This is a genomic window from Kitasatospora sp. NPDC058170 (genome assembly GCF_042883905.1).
GTDB lineage: Bacteria > Actinomycetota > Actinomycetes > Streptomycetales > Streptomycetaceae > Kitasatospora.
The window spans coordinates 16,431-32,090 of record NZ_JBHVUV010000053.1; the positions used below are offsets into that span (position 1 = coordinate 16,431).

The window sequence follows — 15,660 nt, forward strand, 5'->3', positions numbered from 1 at the left end:
GCCGGGGGCCTTCAGTCAGCAGCCGCTGCAACCCCAGGGAGCGCTGTGTCTCGCCGCCTGTTCACCTCGGAATCCGTGACCGAGGGACACCCCGACAAGATCGCTGACCAGATCAGCGACACCATCCTTGACGCTCTCCTCCGGGAGGACCCGACGTCCCGGGTCGCCGTGGAGACGCTCATCACGACCGGCCAGGTGCACGTGGCCGGCGAGGTGACCACCAAGGCGTACGCGCCGATCGCCCAGCTCGTCCGGGACAAGATCCTGGAGATCGGCTACGACAGCTCCAAGAAGGGCTTCGACGGCGCCTCCTGTGGCGTGTCGGTGTCCATCGGTGCCCAGTCGCCCGACATCGCGCAGGGCGTCGACACCGCGTACGAGGCCCGGGTCGAGGGTGACGAGGACGACCTGGACAAGCAGGGTGCCGGCGACCAGGGCCTGATGTTCGGCTACGCGTCGGACGAGACGCCCGAGCTGATGCCGCTGCCGATCACCCTCGCGCACCGCCTCTCGCGCCGCCTCTCCGAGGTCCGCAAGAACGGGACCATCCCGTACCTGCGCCCCGACGGCAAGACCCAGGTCACCATCGAGTACGACGGTGACAAGGCCGTCCGCCTCGACACCGTGGTCGTCTCCTCGCAGCACGCGAGCGACATCGACCTCGACTCGCTGCTCACCCCGGACATCCGCGAGTTCGTCGTGGAGCCGGAGCTGAAGGCGCTGGCCGAGCAGGGCATCAAGCTGGTGACCGAGGGCTACCGCCTGCTGGTCAACCCGACCGGCCGCTTCGAGATCGGTGGCCCGATGGGTGATGCCGGCCTCACCGGCCGCAAGATCATCATCGACACCTACGGCGGCATGGCCCGCCACGGCGGCGGTGCCTTCTCCGGCAAGGACCCGTCCAAGGTGGACCGCTCGGCCGCGTACGCGATGCGCTGGGTGGCGAAGAACATCGTCGCCGCCGGCCTCGCCCGCCGCGCCGAGGTGCAGGTCGCGTACGCGATCGGCAAGGCCGAGCCGGTCGGCCTGTTCGTGGAGACCTTCGGCACCGAGACCGTGCCGGTCCTCTCGATCCAGAAGGCCGTCACCGAGGTGTTCGACCTCCGCCCGGCCGCGATCATCCGCGACCTGGACCTGCTGCGTCCGATCTACTCGCAGACCGCCGCGTACGGCCACTTCGGCCGTGAGCTGCCGGACTTCACCTGGGAGCGGACCGACCGGGTCGAGCTGCTGAAGAAGGCCGTGCAGGACTGACCCCGGTCGTCCTCCGGTCGTTTTTCGGTCGTCCTCCGCTCGTCCTTCGATGTGAGAACGACCTGTTCGGACCGCAGGCGGCGGTCGCCCCGTACCCGGGGTGGCCGCCGCCTGCGGCGTTGTGTCGACGGGGTCCGTTGGCGGGCCCTGTCGGTGGGACCTGGTAGTACTGGGAGCGATGAGCAGCACGCAGGGGAGTGACGAGGGCGGGGCGCCGGAACAGCTGGCGTTCATCCGGGAGACGGTCCGCCGGGCGAAGCCCCGTACCTGGCGCGGTGCCAAGCGGGCCGAGCACCTGCCGGTGGCCCGGGTGGTGGTGGACAAGGGCCTGCTGACCATCGACAAGTTCTTCGACTACGAGGTGCCCGCCGCGATGGCGCAGGACGCCCGGCCCGGCGCCCGGGTGCGGGTGCGTTTCGGGGCGCGCGTGGTCAAGGGCCAGCGCGAGGGCGGGGAACTGCACGACGGGTTCATCGTCGAGCGGCTGGAGAAGAGCGACTTCCCCGGGCCGCTGGCGCCGCTCGCCCAGGTGCTCTCGCCCGAGCCGGTGCTCACCCCGCAGCTGCTGCGGCTCTGCCGGACGGTCGCCGACCGGTACGCGGGCACCCTGGCGGACGTCCTGCAGCTCGCCGTGCCGCCCCGGCACGCCAAGGCGGAGGCCGAGCCCTCGCCCGAACCGCTGCCGGCGCCCGAGGCCCCGTCGCCGGGCGGCTGGTCGCGCTACCCCGCCGGAGCGGAGTTCCTGGCCTCGCTGGCCGGCGGCGGCTCGCCGCGCGCCGTCTGGTCGGCGCTGCCCGGGCCCGGCTGGCCGTACGAGATCGCGCGCGCCGTCGCCGCGACGCTGGCGAGCGGGCGCGGCGCGCTGGTCGTGCTGCCCGACGGCCGGACGACGGCTCGGGTCGACCGGGCGCTCACCGAGCTGCTCGGGGAGGGACGGCACGCCACCCTGGCGGCCGACCTCGGACCGCAGGAACGCTACCGGCGCTGGCTGACGGTGAGCCGGGGCTCGGTCCGGGCCGCCATCGGCACCCGCGCCACCATGTTCGCGCCGGTCCGGGACCTCGGGCTGGTCGTCGTCTGGTCGGACGGTGACAGCAGCCACAGCGACCCGCGCGCCCCGCACCCGCACGTGCGCGAGGTCGCGCTGCTGCGCGCGGCCGAGGAGGGCGCGGGCGTGCTGCTCGGCGGGCACGCGGTGACGGTGGAGGGCGCCCAGCTGGTGAACACGGGCTGGGCGCGGCCGCTGGCCGCCGAACGGGAGACCGTGCGGCAGGTGGCACCCCGGGTCCGGACCGTCACCGAGCTGGACCAGCACCGGGACGCGGCCGCGCAGGCCGCCCGGCTGCCCTCGGTGGCCTGGGAGGTCGCCCGGGACGCCCTGGCCGCCGGCGGGCCGGTGCTGATCCAGGTGCCCCGGCGCGGGTACGTGCCCCGGCTCGCGTGCGGGCGCTGCCGGACCCCGGCGCGCTGCCGCCGGTGCGAGGGCCCGCTGGAGTCGGCGGCCGCCGATGCGCCGCTGCGGTGCGGGTGGTGCGGGGAGGCGGAGGCGGACTGGCACTGCCAGGAGTGCGGCTCGTTCCGGCTGCGGGCCCAGGTGGTCGGCGCACGGCGCACGGCGGAGGAGCTGGGCAAGGCGTTCCCGCGGATCCCGGTGCGGACCTCGGGGCGGGACGCGGTGCTGGCCACCGTGCCCGCCGAACCGTCACTGGTGATCTCCACGCCGGGTGCCGAGCCGGTGGTCGAGGGCGGCAGCGGGTATGCGGCCGCGCTGCTGCTGGACGGCTGGGCGCTGCTGGGGCGGCCCGACCTGCGGGCGGGGGAGGAGACGCTGCGGCTCTGGCTGACGGCGGCCGCGCTGGTGCGGCCGGCGGTGGAGGGCGGCGCGGTGGTGGTGGTCGCCGATCCGGGTGCGCGGCCGGTGCAGGCGCTGGTGCGGTGGGATCCGCTGGGGCACGCCGGGCTGGAGCTGGACGAGCGGGCGCAGCTGCACTTCCCGCCGGTGTCGCGGATGGCCTCGGTGGCGGGGAGCCCGGCGGCGGTGGCCGACCTGCTGGGGCTGGTGCGGCTGCCGGCCGAGGCGGATGTGCTGGGACCGGTGCCGGCTCCGGCGCTGCGGGGGGAGGAGCAGGAACGGGCGCTGCTGCGGGTGCCGCCCGGGCAGGGGTCGGCGCTGGCGGCGGCGCTGAAGGCGGCGCAGATCGCGCGGATCGCCCTGCGGACGCCGGATCCGGTGAAGGTGCGGATCGATCCGCTGGACATCGGGTGAGGTGGGGCCCGGTGGGGTGGGCTTGGGTCGGGCGGGCTTGGGCGGGGTGAGCCGAGGTGGGGTGGGTTCGGGCGGGGTGAGCCGAGGTGGCGTGGGTTCGGGCGGGGTGAGCCGAGGTGGGGCGGCTGCGGGTGATCGGTCCTCGGTCCTCGGTCGGTGAAGCGACCGAGGACCGGTCACCCGTCGGGGCCCGTCGGCTCAGCCCCGCAGCGGGACGCCCGTGCGGTCCAGGCCGGCCCGGTCGAGGGCGCTGCGGTCCAGCGCGCTGCGGTCCAGGCCGCCCTGCCGGGCCGCCGGGACGGTGGCGGCCAGGCCGGTCGGGGCCGGGCCGGCAACCGGGTTGTGGCCGGGCGTGTGGCCGGATGTGTGGCCGGGCGTGTGGCCCGCCAGCTCCTCGGAGCGGTCCGGCCGGCTCGGCCCGGGCACACCCGGGACACCTCCCGCCGGGACCCCGCCCGCGGCCAGCAGCTCGCTGGTCGGCCTCCGCATCCCGTACCGCCGGTGCACCGCCTGCTTGGTGACCCCGAGGGCCGAGCCCACCGAGTCCCACGAGAAGCCCAGTGCCCGGTCGAACTCGACCGCCGCCGCCACCAGCGTCTCCACGCTCTCGCGCAGCTCCTGCGCCAGGCGCACCGTCGGGGCGGGCGCCCGCCCGTACACCACGAATCCGGCCGAGGTGCTGGGCCGGCGGGGTCGGTAGACGTTGCCCAGTTGGGCGGTGAGCGTCCGCAGCGCGTCGACCTGCCGCCTCACCCGCTCGATGTCCCGCACCAGCAGGTGCAGGCTCGCCCGCGCCCGGGCGTCGTGGTTGATCTGCTCGGCCATGGCTTACGTGCCACCTTCCGTACGGTTCAGCTCGGCCGGAGCGCCGTGTCCCGTGCGCCCCGGCCCCGGTCAATCTCACTTGACCAACGCCGGACCGGGGGCCGGGGTCACGCAGCGGGCCCACTCGGGATATGCCAGATGCCCGGGCGCGACCGAAAGGGACCGGTCGGGATTGCATAGACTTGCCGATGGCCAGCCGATGCCGAGCAGCCCGCGACCCCCGACGGACAGGAGCCCGAACCCCGTGGCGATCCAGCCGATCCGCATCTTCGGAGACCCCGTCCTGCGGGCCACCGCGAAGCCGGTGACCACCTTCGACAAGGAGCTGCGCAACCTCGTCAAGGACCTCACCGACACCATGCTCGACGCCCCCGGCGCCGGCCTGGCGGCACCTCAACTCGGTATCTCCCTGCGGGTGTTCACCTATCACGTGGGCGGCGTCACCGGGCACCTGATCAACCCGGACCTGGCGCTGACGGACGAGGAGCAGGACGGCCCCGAGGGCTGCCTCTCGCTGCCCGGCCTGCGCTACGACACCAAGCGCGCCTACGGCGTGGTGGCCAAGGGCTTCAACATGCACGGAGACCCGGTGACCATCGAGGGCACCGAACTGCTCGCCCGCTGCATCCAGCACGAGACCGACCACCTCGACGGCATCATCTTCATCGACCGCCTCGACCGCGAGCAGCGCAAGGCCGCGCTGAAGGCGATCCGCGAGACGGACTGGGCCGGCGGCCCCGCCCCGGTCGTCAAGATCTCCCCGCACGGTACTTTCGGCGCAGCGCGCTGACCCGCCCGACCTCTCGAACATCCCTCAGCAGAAAGGCACTTGATGCGTCTCGTCTTCGCCGGCACCCCCGAGGTCGCCGTCCCCGCCCTGGAGGCCCTGCTCGCCTCCGACCGGCACGAGGTCGTCGCGGTGGTCACCCGCCCCGACGCCCCCGCCGGCCGCGGCCGCAAGCTGGTCGCCAGCCCCGTCGCCCAGCGCGCCGAGGAGGCCGGGATCGAGATTCTCAAGCCCGCGAAGCCCAGCGACCCCGAGTTCGTCGCCCGGCTCACCGAACTCGCCCCCGACTGCTGCCCGGTGGTCGCGTACGGCGCGCTGCTGCGCCCCGGGACGCTGGAGATCCCCAAGCACGGCTGGGTCAACCTGCACTTCTCGCTGCTCCCCGCCTGGCGCGGCGCCGCCCCCGTCCAGCACGCGGTGCTGGCCGGCGACGAGGTCACCGGCGCGTCCACCTTCCTGATCGAGCAGGGTCTCGACTCCGGCCCGGTGTACGGCATCCTCACCGAGGAGATCCGCCCGACCGACACCAGCGGCGAACTGCTCACCCGGCTCTCCCACGCCGGCGCGCGCCTGCTCACCGCCACCATGGACGGCATCGCCGACGGCAGCCTGCACGCCGTCGCGCAGCCCTCCGAGGGCATCACGCTCGCACCGAAGATCAGTGTCGAGGACGCCCGCATCGACTGGACCCACCCCGCCCTGCGGGTCGACCGCGTGGTGCGCGGCTGCGCCCCCGCGCCGGGTGCGTGGACCGTGTTCCGCGGCGAGCGGCTGAAGGTCTCCGGCGCGGTCAAGCTGCTGACGGACGCGAGCGAGCTCGCGCCCGGTGAGCTGGCCGTCGGCAAGAACAGCGTCCGGGTCGGTACCGGCAGCCACGAGATCGAGCTGGGCGAGGTCCAGCCGCAGGGCAAGAAGCCGATGCGTGCGGCGGACTGGGCCCGCGGGGCCCGGATCGAGTCCGGCGAGCGGTTCGAGGGCTGACCGGGCCGTTTCGAGGGCTGATCCGGCCGCGCGGTTCCGGCGCCTGAGGGCGGCCGGGCCGGGGCTACCCGGGTCCGAGGGCTTCCTTGGGCTGAGGGCCGGCCGGTCCGGGCCCGGCGGCTGACGCCCGGATTTAGCGTTACTGTTCGATTGATAACCCCCGTAGCACGTTGAGGCACTCCATGACCACGCCCACCACCGGCTCCGGCGCCCAGCGCGCCCCCCGTCCGCACCGCCGTCCGAAGAAGGACCCGGCCCGGATCGTCGCCTTCCGCGCCCTGCGCGCCGTCGACGAGCGCGACGCCTACGCCAACCTGATCCTGCCCTCGCTGCTCCGCGAGGCCGAGCAGAAGGGCATGGACCGGCGCGACGCCGCCCTCGCCACCGAGCTCGTCTACGGCACCCTCCGGCTCCAGGGCACCTACGACGCGATCATCGCCGCCTGCATCGACCGCCCGCTGGGCAAGGTCGACCCGCCGGTTCTGGACGTCCTCTCGCTCGGCGCCCACCAGCTGCTCACCACCCGCATCCCCACCCACGCCGCCGTCTCGGCCACCGTCGAACTGGCCCGGGTGGTGCTCGGCGACGGCAAGGCGAAGTTCGTCAACGCCGTGCTGCGCCGGATCAGCGCCCACGACCTGGACGAGTGGATCGCGAAGGTCGCCCCGCCGTACGAGAAGGACGCCGAGGACCACCTCGCCGTCGTCCACTCGCACCCCCGCTGGGTGGTATCCGCGCTCTGGGACTCGCTCGGCCGCTGGCAGCCGGACGCCTCCGGGCGCACCGCCCTGGAGGAGCTGCTGCGCGCCGACAACGAGCGCCCCGAGGTCACCCTGGTGGCCCGCCCCGGTCGCGCCACCGTCGGCGAGCTGGCCGACGTGCTCCCCGAGGCCGAGCCCGGCCGCTGGTCCCCGTTCGCGCTGCGGCTCGCCGAGGGCGGCGACCCGGGCGCGCTGGCGGCCGTGCAGGAGAACCGGGCCGGCGTCCAGGACGAGGGCAGCCAGCTCGTCGCGCTCGCCCTCGCGGCAGCGCCGCTGGACGGCCCCGACCGGCTCTGGCTGGACGGCTGCGCCGGCCCCGGCGGCAAGGCGGCCCTGCTCGCCGCCCTCGCCGCCGAGCGCGGCGCCGCCCTGGTGGCCAGCGAGAAGCAGCCGCACCGGGCCCGGCTCGTCGCACGGGCGCTCGAGGGCAACCCCGGCCCGTACACCGTGATCGCCGCCGACGGAACCCGGCCCGCCTGGCGGTCCGGCGGCTTCGACCGCGTCCTCGTCGACGTGCCCTGCTCCGGCCTGGGCGCACTGCGCCGCCGCCCCGAGGCCCGCTGGCGCCGCCGTCCGCAGGACGTCGCCGCGTTCGGCCCGCTCCAGCGCGACCTGCTCCGCTCGGCCGTCGAGGCCACCCGGATCGGCGGCGTCGTCGGCTACGCCACCTGCTCGCCGCACCTCGCCGAGACCCGCGCCGTCGTGGACGACGTCCTGCGGGCCGAGGGCGGCCGGCTCGAGTGGATCGACGCCCGCCCGCTCCTCCCCGGAGTCCCGGCGCTCGGCGACGGGCCGGACGTCCAGCTCTGGCCGCACCTGCACGGCACGGACGCGATGTACCTGGCGCTGCTGCGCCGTACGGCCTGACCGGTCCGACCGGTTCGGCCGGTCCGACCGGTCCGTACGGCCTGGCCGGTTCGGCCGGTTCGGCCGGGGCCGCGGTGTCCGAGTGGGCCCTCGTCATGGGAAGTCGGCCGGTCCGACGTCCCATGACGAGGGCCGTCGTATGACGGGGGCTGCCGCGTGGCGAGGGCGGCCGGTTGTGCTCGCGGCCGTCAGGGGTGCCGGTACGGGGTGGTCGCGGTGACAGGCGGATAATTCGCGTGCGGTGGTGGCCGGTCGCGGATGAGACTGCGGAGATGGACGAGGAAGAGCGCGGGGGTTCGGCGCCGCTGATGTCGAGTGAGCTGCTGGGCTTCCCCACCGGTGCCCGGGTGTTGATCGTCAACTGTGACGACTTCGGCATGGATGAGGACGTCAATGCGGCGGTGATCGACTCCATCGAGCGGGGGATCGGCAGTTCGTGCAGCCTGATGGTGCCGTGCCCGGCCGCGCAGCACGCGATGGGTCTGCTGCGGCGGCGGCCGGAGATCCCGTTCGGGGTCCATCTCACCCTGGTCTGCGAGACGCCCGCGCTGAGCCGGGCGCCGTCGGCGCCGAGGCGGCTGGTGCCCTCGCTGCTCGACGCGGCGGGGCGGCTGTTCGAGCCGACGCCGGCCGGACGCGCCGAACTGCTCGCCCGGGCCAGGATCGAGGAGGTCGAGGTGGAGTTCCGCGCCCAGATCGACACGGTGGCCGACGCCGGGCTCGCACCGACCCACCTGGACTTCCACTGCCTGGCCGACGGTGGACGCGCGGACATCCTCGACCTCACCGTGGCGCTGGCCGCCGAGTACGGGCTCGCGGTCCGGGTCTGGCTCGAACCCGGCCTGCGGAGCATGCGGCGGCGGAGCCTGCCGGTGGTCGACCACGCCTTCCTGGACAGCTTCTCACTCGACCTCGACGGCAAGCAGGACCGCTACGCCCGCCTGCTGCGCGAGCTGCCGGCCGGGCTCAGCGAGTGGGCCGTGCACCCGAGCCTCGGGGGAGCGCGCTCGCGGGCGACGGACGGCGGGTGGCGGGTGCGGCGGAGCGACTACGAGTTCCTGGTCTCGGAGGACGCACGGGAGTTGGTGCGGCAGGAGGGCGTCGTGGTGACCGACTACCGGGCCGTTCAGCGGGTCTGGCGCGGACAGGCGGGCGGGGTCACCGGGTGGGGTGGTGCCCGTCGCCGGTGATGGCCGTGCCGATGTGCTGGGCGGCGATGGACCGGGTGCCGATGGCGTTGATCGAGATCGAGGGCTTCGGCTGGGCGGTGACCAACGCGGCGATCTCGGCGAGCAGTTCGGTGTCCTCGCGCAGGGCCCGCTTGATCTGCTGGCGCAGGGCGGCGGCCGCGTCCGGGTCCTCGGTGTCGGTGGCGGCCTCCTCGACCGCCAGGGCCAGCGCCGACTGCTCGGCCGCGGAGCCGCGGCGCCAGACGCGCTGCAGCAGTCGGCGGCCGAGGTTGGCGGTGGCGTCGACGGCCGAGTCCTCGGCCCGGGTCAGGACGGCGGTGCCGTAGGCGCTGACGGCCGCCGACAGGTACGGGCCGGCCTCGGTCATCAGTGTGGCGATCTCGGTGCTCAAGCGGTCCACCCCGGTGGGAAGTTGACGAGTGTTCGGCGTCCATTGTGGCACCCGGGGCGGACTGGTGGCGACGAACCGGCTCGACGCGGGCGGGGGTTCCTCCTTTGGGTCTGCCGAGGAAACGGTCTGCCGATGCGGGCACGGCCGTGCCGCAGGTGCGGCCTCGTTCGGGTGTGGTCTCGTGCGGGTGTGCCGGGAGGGGCGGCGGGACTCCTCAGCGGCACGGCTGTCGGCGCCCGGGCCGCCAGCGGCGGGGCTGGGACGGCTTGTCTTCTGCCGTGCGAGGGCGGCGGCGAGGTTGTCGCGGGTGGCGAGGGTTTGGGGGTGGGTGGGGCCGAGGGTCTGTTCGCGTTGGGCGAGGGTGGTTTCGTAGAGGGGGATGGCGCGGTCGAGGTCGCCTGCTGCTGCGTAGGCGTAGGCGAGGTTGTCGCGGGTGGCGAGGGTTTGGGGGTGGGTGGGGCCGAGGAACTGCTCGCTCTGAGTGAGGTTGATTTCACAGAGGGTGGTGGCGAGGCCGAGGTGCCCTGCTTCCTTGTACGCGGCGGCGAGGTTGTTGCGGCTCATCAGGGTGTCCGGGTGGGTGTGGCCGAGGACCTCCTCGCTCTGGGTGAGGGTGGTCTCGTAGAGGGCGATGGCGCGGTCGAGGTCCCCGGCGTCCTGGTAGACGTAGGCGAGGTTGTTGCGGCTCATCAGGGTGTCCGGGTGGGTGTGGCCGAGGACCTGCTCGCGTTGGGCGAGGGTGGCTTCATGGAGGGGGGTGGCGCGGTCGAGGTCGCCTGCTGCTGTGTAGGCGTAGGCGAGGTTGTTGCGGCTGGTGAGGGTTTGGGGGTGGGTGGGGCCGAGGGTCTGTTCGCGTTGGGCGAGGGTGGTCTTGTAGAGGGGGATGGCGCGGTCGAGGTCCCCCGCGTCGTCGTAGGCGGCCGCGAGGTTGTTGCGGCTGGTGAGGGTTTGGGGGTGGGTGGGGCCGAGGACCTGCTCGCGTTGGGCGAGGGTGGTTTCGTAGAGGGGGATGGCGCGGTCGAGGTCGCCTGCGGACGCGTATGCGCCGGCGAGGTTGTTGCGGCTGAGCAGGGTGTCGGGGTGGGTGTGGCCGAGGACCCGCTCGCACTGGGCGAGGGTGGTTTCGTAGAGGGGGATGGCGCGGTCGAGGTCGCCTGCTGCCGCATAGGCGTAGGCGAGGTTGTTGCGGCTGGTGAGGGTGTCGGGGTGGGTGTGGCCGAGGACCTGTTCGCTCTGGGTGAGGGTGGCTTCCTGGAGGGGGAGCGCCCGGCCGAGGTGGCCTGCCGACCGGTAGGCGGCGGCGAGGTTGTTGCGAGCGGCGAGCGTGTCGGGATGGGTGTCGCCCAGGTGCTGTTCGCAGCTGGTGAGGCGGACCTCCCGGAGCGGGATGGTGCGGGCGTCGTGGCCTTGGCTGAGGAGGTACTGGGCGGCGGTGAGGTAGTGCCGGGTGACGGGGTGGTCGTGGTGGTCGGGTGGGGTGGTGGCGGCGAGGGCGGTGAGGTGGGGGATGTGTTGGTCCCAGGCGGGGGCCGGTCCGCGTTCGGGGGGCTCGGGGAGGGCGTCGAGGGCTTGGGCGAGGGTGTGTTCGGCTTCGGTGCGGCCGGGGTGGTCGGGTTGGTCGCGGAGGACAGTCTGGACGAGGCGGTGGATGCCGACGGTGTCGCGGGTGAGGGTGATCATGCTGTAGGTGCGGAGGATGCCGAGGGCTTCGGCGAGTTCCTCCTCGGTGCCGAGGTGGCGGAGAAGAGCGAGCGGGATGTCGTCGGGGGCGAGCCAGGCAAGCGTGTCGAGGACGGTGATCGGGAGGGGGCCGTGCTCTTCCAGCGCCGCGAGGGTGTGGGTCCAGATACGGGTGATGGTGCGTTCGGGGTCGATGCCGTCGGCGGCCTTGGCGAGCTTGGTACCCAGGGTGCGTCGGTAGGTGTCGAGGGTGACGGTGGGGTGTTGGGCGAGGTAGGCGCCGGCCTGGTCGAGGGCGAGGGGGAGGTGGCCGAGGTCGGCCGCCAGCAGGCGAGCGTGGTGGAGGTCGTGCGGGCTCGGGGTGGCGCCATTCAGCGCGCGATCGCAGAGGAAGGCGGCGGCCTCCTCGGAGCCGAGGGTGCCGAGCGAGCGGGTGGGAAAGCCGTGTGGCCAGCCGGTAGCGCGGCGGGTGGTGACGACGTGGTGGCCGCTCGTGAGGGCGCCGAGGTAGGAGTGCAGGTCGCGGGGGTCTTCGGCGTTGTCGAAGATGAGGAGCCAACCCGGGTGCCAGTGCAGCCAGTTGGTCGCCCACATTGCGCGAGCCTGTTCGGATGCCTGGCTCGCCCAGGAGGGGTGGAGCCGCATGGTGAGTGCGGCGAGGGACTGCTCGATGCGGGCGGGGGATTCGGCGTTGATCCACCAGACGAGGGTGTAGTCGTCCCGGTGGTGGTGGGCGTAGCGCAGGGCGAGGGTGCTCTTGCCGATGCCGCCGAGGCCGTGGACCGCCGGCGCCTGGGTGACGGCGGTGCCGCCGTTGGAGTCCAGGACGCGGTGAAGCCAGGAGAGTTCGTTGTCGCGTCCGACGCAGGTTGGTGGCGGGGCGAGGTTGCCGGTGCGGGGTGGGGCTTGAATGTCCCGGGCGGCGTTGAGGACTTCGGCGGGCAGCACGATGTGGGTGTCGCCGGTGGACACGTTGCCGATGCTGTGGGCCGCGGTGGACCGGTCGCCCGAGGCGGTGATCGGCTGGTGCGGCTCGATCACGGGGCAGCAGCCGTGGTACTGGCCTGGGTAGCGATCAACAGGTCCACCTTGGTGGGGAGTCAGCCGATGGGTGGCGGCCATTCTCTCACCGGGACGGGCGAGTAGGGCAGCGCCGTAGGGTGCTACGCCGGGTGGCCGGGGCGGCGCTCGTCTCGTTGGGTGAGGGTGCGGAGGAGCCTTGTGTGGGTGGTCAGGGTGTCGGGGTGGGTGGGGCCGAGGATCTGTGTGCGTTGGGTGAGGGTGGTTTCGAGGAGGGGGACGGCGCGGTCGAGGTCGCCGGCGAACGTGTAGGCGCTGGCCAGGCTGGCGCGGCTGGCCAGGGTTTGCGGGTGGGCGTCCCCGAGCGCCCGTTCGGTCTGGGCGAGGTTGTCCTCGAAGAGGGGGATGGCGCGGTCGAGGTCGCCCGCCGTCGCGTAGGCGCTGGCGAGGTGGTTGCGGCTGCTCAGGGTGTCGGGGTGGCTGGGGCCGAGGACCTGTTCGCGTTGGGCGAGGGTGGACTCGCACAGGGCGATGGCGCGGTCGAGCAGGCCGGCCGACGCGTAGGTGAACGCGAGGTTGTGGCAGGTGAGGAGCGTGTCGGGGTGGGCGTCGCCGAGGACCTGGCGCTGGTGGGCGAGGGTGGTCTCGAAGAGGGGAATGGCCCGGTGGGAGTCGCCGGCCGACTCGTGGATGTAGGCGAGCAGGCCGCGGCTGCTCAGGGTGTGGGGATGGCTCGGGCCGAGGGTCTGTTCGCGCTGGGTGAGGGTCTGCTCGGCCAGGGGGACCGCGCGTCCGAGGTCGCCGACCGCGTGGTAGACGGTGGCGAGGTTGTTGCGGCTGATGAGCGTGTCGGGATGGGTGGGGCCGAGGACCTGCTCCCGGATCGCGAGGGTGGTCTCCTGGAGGGGGACGGCCCGGCCCGGGTGGCCTGCTGACTGGTAGGCGTTGGCGAGGTTGTTGCGGCTGCTCAGGGTGTCGGCGTGGGTGGGGCCGAGGACCTGTTCGCACTGGGCGAGTGCGGTCTCGTGCAGGGGGATGGCGCGGTCGAGGTCGCCCGCCTCCTGGTAGGCCGCGGCGAGGTTGCTGCGGGTGGCGAGCGTGTCGGGGTGGGTGTCCCCCAGGGTCTCCTCGCGGTGGGCGAGGTCGGCCTCGCGGAGCGCGATGGTGCGGGCGTCGTGACCTTGCCGCCAGAGGTACTGGGCCGCGGTGTTGTAGTGCCGGGCGGCGGGGTTCGGGCGGTGGCCGGGTGGGGTGGTGGCGGCGAGGGCGATGAGGTGGGGGATCAGGGGGTCCCAGGCCGAGCCGGTCGCGGGGGCGGTGTCGAGGGCCCGGCCGAGGGCCTGTTCGGCCGCCTGGCGCCCGGGGTGGTCGGGCTGGTCGCGCAGGACGGTCTGGACGAGGCGGTGGATGCCGACGGTGTCGCGGGTGAGGCTGATCATGCTGTAGGCGCGGAGGACCGCCAGGGCTTCGCGGATGTCGTCCTCGTCCTCGTCGAGCTGGTCGAGGAGGGTGAGGGGGATGTCGTCGGGGGCGAACCAGGCGAGGGTGTCGAGGACGGTGACGGCGAGCGGGTTGCGCGTCCGGAGCGTGGTGAGGGTGTGGGCCCAGATGGTGGCGATGGTGCGTTCGGGGTCGATGCCGTCGGCGGCCCTGGCGAGCTTGGTCGCGAGGGTGCGGCGGTAGGCGTCGATGCTGGTGGGGACTTGGGCGAGGTACGCGCCGGCCTGGTCGAGGGCGAGCGGGAGGTGGCCGAGGTCGGCGGCGAGCAGGCGGGCGTCGTGGAGGTCGCGCGGGGTCGGCTCGGTGTCCTCGAAGGCGTAGGAGCAGAGGAGTTGGGCGGCGTCGTCGGGGGCGAGGGTGCCGAGGGGCAGGGTGGGGACTGTCCTGGGCCAGCCGGTGGCGCGGCGGGTGGTGATGAGGTGGTGGCCGCCGGCGAGGGCGCCGGTGTAGGGGAGCAGGTCCCGCGGGTCTTCGGCGTTGTCGAAGACGAGCAGCCAACCCGGGTGCCACTGGAGCCAGTTGGTTGCCCAGGCGGTGCGGGACTGCTCGGCTGCCCGGCCGGCCCAGGAGGGGTGGAGGAAGAGCGCGAGGGCGGCCAGGGACTGCTCGATCCGGGCCGGGGACTCGGCGTTGATCCACCAGGTGAGGGCGTAGGTGTGGCGGTGCCGGTGGGCGTAGTGCAGGGCGAGCGTGCTCTTGCCGACGCCACCGAGTCCGTGGAGGGCGGGGGCCTGGGTGACGGCGGTGCCGCCATCGGTGGCCAGCGTCCGCTGGAGCCAGGCGAGTTCGTCCTCCCGGCCGAGGCAGACCGGGGCCGGGGCGAGGTTGGCGGCGCCGGGCGGGGCCTCGATGGTGCGGGCCGTGTTGAAGGCCTCGGCGGGCAGCACGATGTCGCCGGTGATGTCGCCGGTGATCGCGGTGGTGATGTGCTGTGCGGTGATGGAGCGCGGGCCCGGGACGGCGTCCGGGCGGTCGTCGGCTGTCAAAGGACCCACCTTGGAAGGAGGTTGGACGGATTCCGGCCGCCATTGTCGCACCGGGGTGGGGGCCGGGCGTGGTGGGGTGGGGCGCGGTGGGGGCTGTCCGGGGCTGGGGCCGGCTGGGGTGGGCCGGGTCAGCCGGGGGTCCTGCGGTGGCCGGATCGGTCGGCATCGGCCAGCCGGAGGGCGACGGCGAGGTTGTTCCGGCTGTGGAGTGTGCCCGGGTGGGTGGGTCCGAGGGTCTGTTCGCGCTGGGTGAGGGTGGTTTCGAGGAGGGGGATGGCGCGTTCGAGGTCGCCGGCCGACCGGTAGGCGAGGGCGAGGTTGCTGCGGCTGACGAGGGTGTCCGGGTGGGTGGGTCCGAGGGTCTGTTCGCGCTGGGTGAGGGTGGTTTCGAAGAGGGGGATGGCACGGTCGAGGTCGCCGGCCGACCGGTAGGCGAAGGCGAGGTTGTTGCGGCTTCGGAGAGTGCCGGGGTCGGTGGGGCCGAGGACCTCCTCGCGTTGGGCGAGGGTGGCGGTGTGGAGCCGGATGGCGCGTTCGAGGTCGCCGGCCGACCGGTAGGCGGTGGCCAGGTTGTTGCGGCTGACGAGGGTGTGGGGGTGGGAGTGGCCGAGGACCACTTCGCGTTGGGCGACGGTGGTTTCGAGGAGGGGGATGGCGCGTTCGAGGTCGCCCGCCGACCGGTAGGCGGCGGCCAGGTTGTTGCGGCCGGTCAGGGTGTGGGGGTGGGTGGGGCCGAGGACCTTCTCGAAATTCACGAGGTTGGCTTCGTAGAGGGGGATGGCACGGTCCAGCTCGCCGGCCGACCTGTGGGCGAGGGCGAGGTCGTTGCGGCTGGTCAGGGTGAGGGGGTGGGTGTCGCCCAGGAGCCGCTCGTAGGTGGTGAGGCGGACCTGCCGTAGCGGGATGGTGCGTGCCTTGTGGCCCTGGCGGTCGAGGAGTTGGGCTGCGGTGAGGTAGTGCCGGGTGACGGGGTGGTCGTGGTGGTCGGGTGGGGTGGTGGCGGCGAGGGCGGTGAGATGGGGGATGTGTTGGTCCCAGGCGGGGGCCGGGCCGTGTCCGGGGGGTTCGGGGAGCGCGTCGAGGGCCTGGGCGAGGGCGAGTTCGGCCTCGGTGCGGCCGGGGTGGTCGGCTTGACCGCGCAGGACGGTCTGG

10 protein-coding genes are annotated in these 15,660 nt (G+C 73.7%); 6 read left to right on the top strand and 4 right to left on the bottom strand.

Annotated elements, in window-relative coordinates; all coding sequences use genetic code 11:
* Positions 1-45: 45 nt before the first annotated feature.
* Positions 46-1,254, top strand: a complete 1,209-nt coding sequence (metK, locus tag ACFVVX_RS36080) for a methionine adenosyltransferase (RefSeq protein WP_387952146.1) — start codon at positions 46-48, stop codon at positions 1,252-1,254.
* A 178-nt stretch (positions 1,255-1,432) separates the two neighbouring features.
* Complete coding sequence (locus ACFVVX_RS36085; RefSeq protein WP_387952148.1) at positions 1,433-3,520, top strand: primosomal protein N'; 2,088 nt, start codon at positions 1,433-1,435, stop codon at positions 3,518-3,520.
* 198 nt (positions 3,521-3,718) lie between these two features.
* Here ACFVVX_RS36085 and ACFVVX_RS36090 read toward each other — a convergent pair whose 3' ends face one another.
* Positions 3,719-4,345, bottom strand: coding sequence for a hypothetical protein (locus ACFVVX_RS36090; protein WP_387952150.1), 627 nt, complete (start codon positions 4,343-4,345; stop codon positions 3,719-3,721).
* 244 nt (positions 4,346-4,589) lie between these two features.
* Between ACFVVX_RS36090 and def the strand changes: the two genes are divergently transcribed.
* From def to ACFVVX_RS36110, 4 genes are all read left to right on the top strand, one after another.
* Positions 4,590-5,135 carry a peptide deformylase gene (gene def, locus ACFVVX_RS36095; RefSeq protein WP_387952151.1) on the top strand — a complete coding sequence of 182 codons (546 nt, stop codon included), beginning with the start codon at positions 4,590-4,592 and terminating at the stop codon, positions 5,133-5,135.
* Positions 5,136-5,177: 42 nt separating this feature from the next.
* The gene (gene fmt, locus ACFVVX_RS36100; RefSeq protein ID WP_387952152.1) at positions 5,178-6,113 is read left to right on the top strand and encodes a methionyl-tRNA formyltransferase; all 936 of its coding nucleotides are present in this window, start codon (positions 5,178-5,180) and stop codon (positions 6,111-6,113) included.
* A 182-nt stretch (positions 6,114-6,295) separates the two neighbouring features.
* The gene (locus tag ACFVVX_RS36105) at positions 6,296-7,741 is read left to right on the top strand and encodes an RsmB/NOP family class I SAM-dependent RNA methyltransferase (protein ID WP_387952154.1); all 1,446 of its coding nucleotides are present in this window, start codon (positions 6,296-6,298) and stop codon (positions 7,739-7,741) included.
* Between the two features lie 272 nt (positions 7,742-8,013).
* Entirely contained in the window at positions 8,014-8,931 is a 918-nt protein-coding gene (locus ACFVVX_RS36110) for a polysaccharide deacetylase family protein (protein WP_387952155.1), read from the top strand.
* Here ACFVVX_RS36110 and fxsT (ACFVVX_RS36115) read toward each other — a convergent pair.
* The 3 genes from fxsT (ACFVVX_RS36115) to ACFVVX_RS36125 form a co-directional block, all read right to left on the bottom strand.
* Positions 8,900-12,043 carry an FxSxx-COOH system tetratricopeptide repeat protein gene (gene fxsT, locus ACFVVX_RS36115; RefSeq protein ID WP_387952157.1) on the bottom strand — a complete coding sequence of 1,048 codons (3,144 nt, stop codon included), beginning with the start codon at positions 12,041-12,043 and terminating at the stop codon, positions 8,900-8,902. The genes ACFVVX_RS36110 and fxsT (ACFVVX_RS36115) overlap by 32 nt on opposite strands.
* Before the next feature lie 122 nt (positions 12,044-12,165).
* Positions 12,166-14,508, bottom strand: coding sequence for an FxSxx-COOH system tetratricopeptide repeat protein (fxsT, locus tag ACFVVX_RS36120; protein ID WP_387952159.1), 2,343 nt, complete (start codon positions 14,506-14,508; stop codon positions 12,166-12,168).
* A 128-nt stretch (positions 14,509-14,636) separates the two neighbouring features.
* The coding region (locus ACFVVX_RS36125) for a tetratricopeptide repeat protein (protein WP_387952161.1) at positions 14,637-15,660 on the bottom strand (1,024 nt) is incomplete at its 5' end.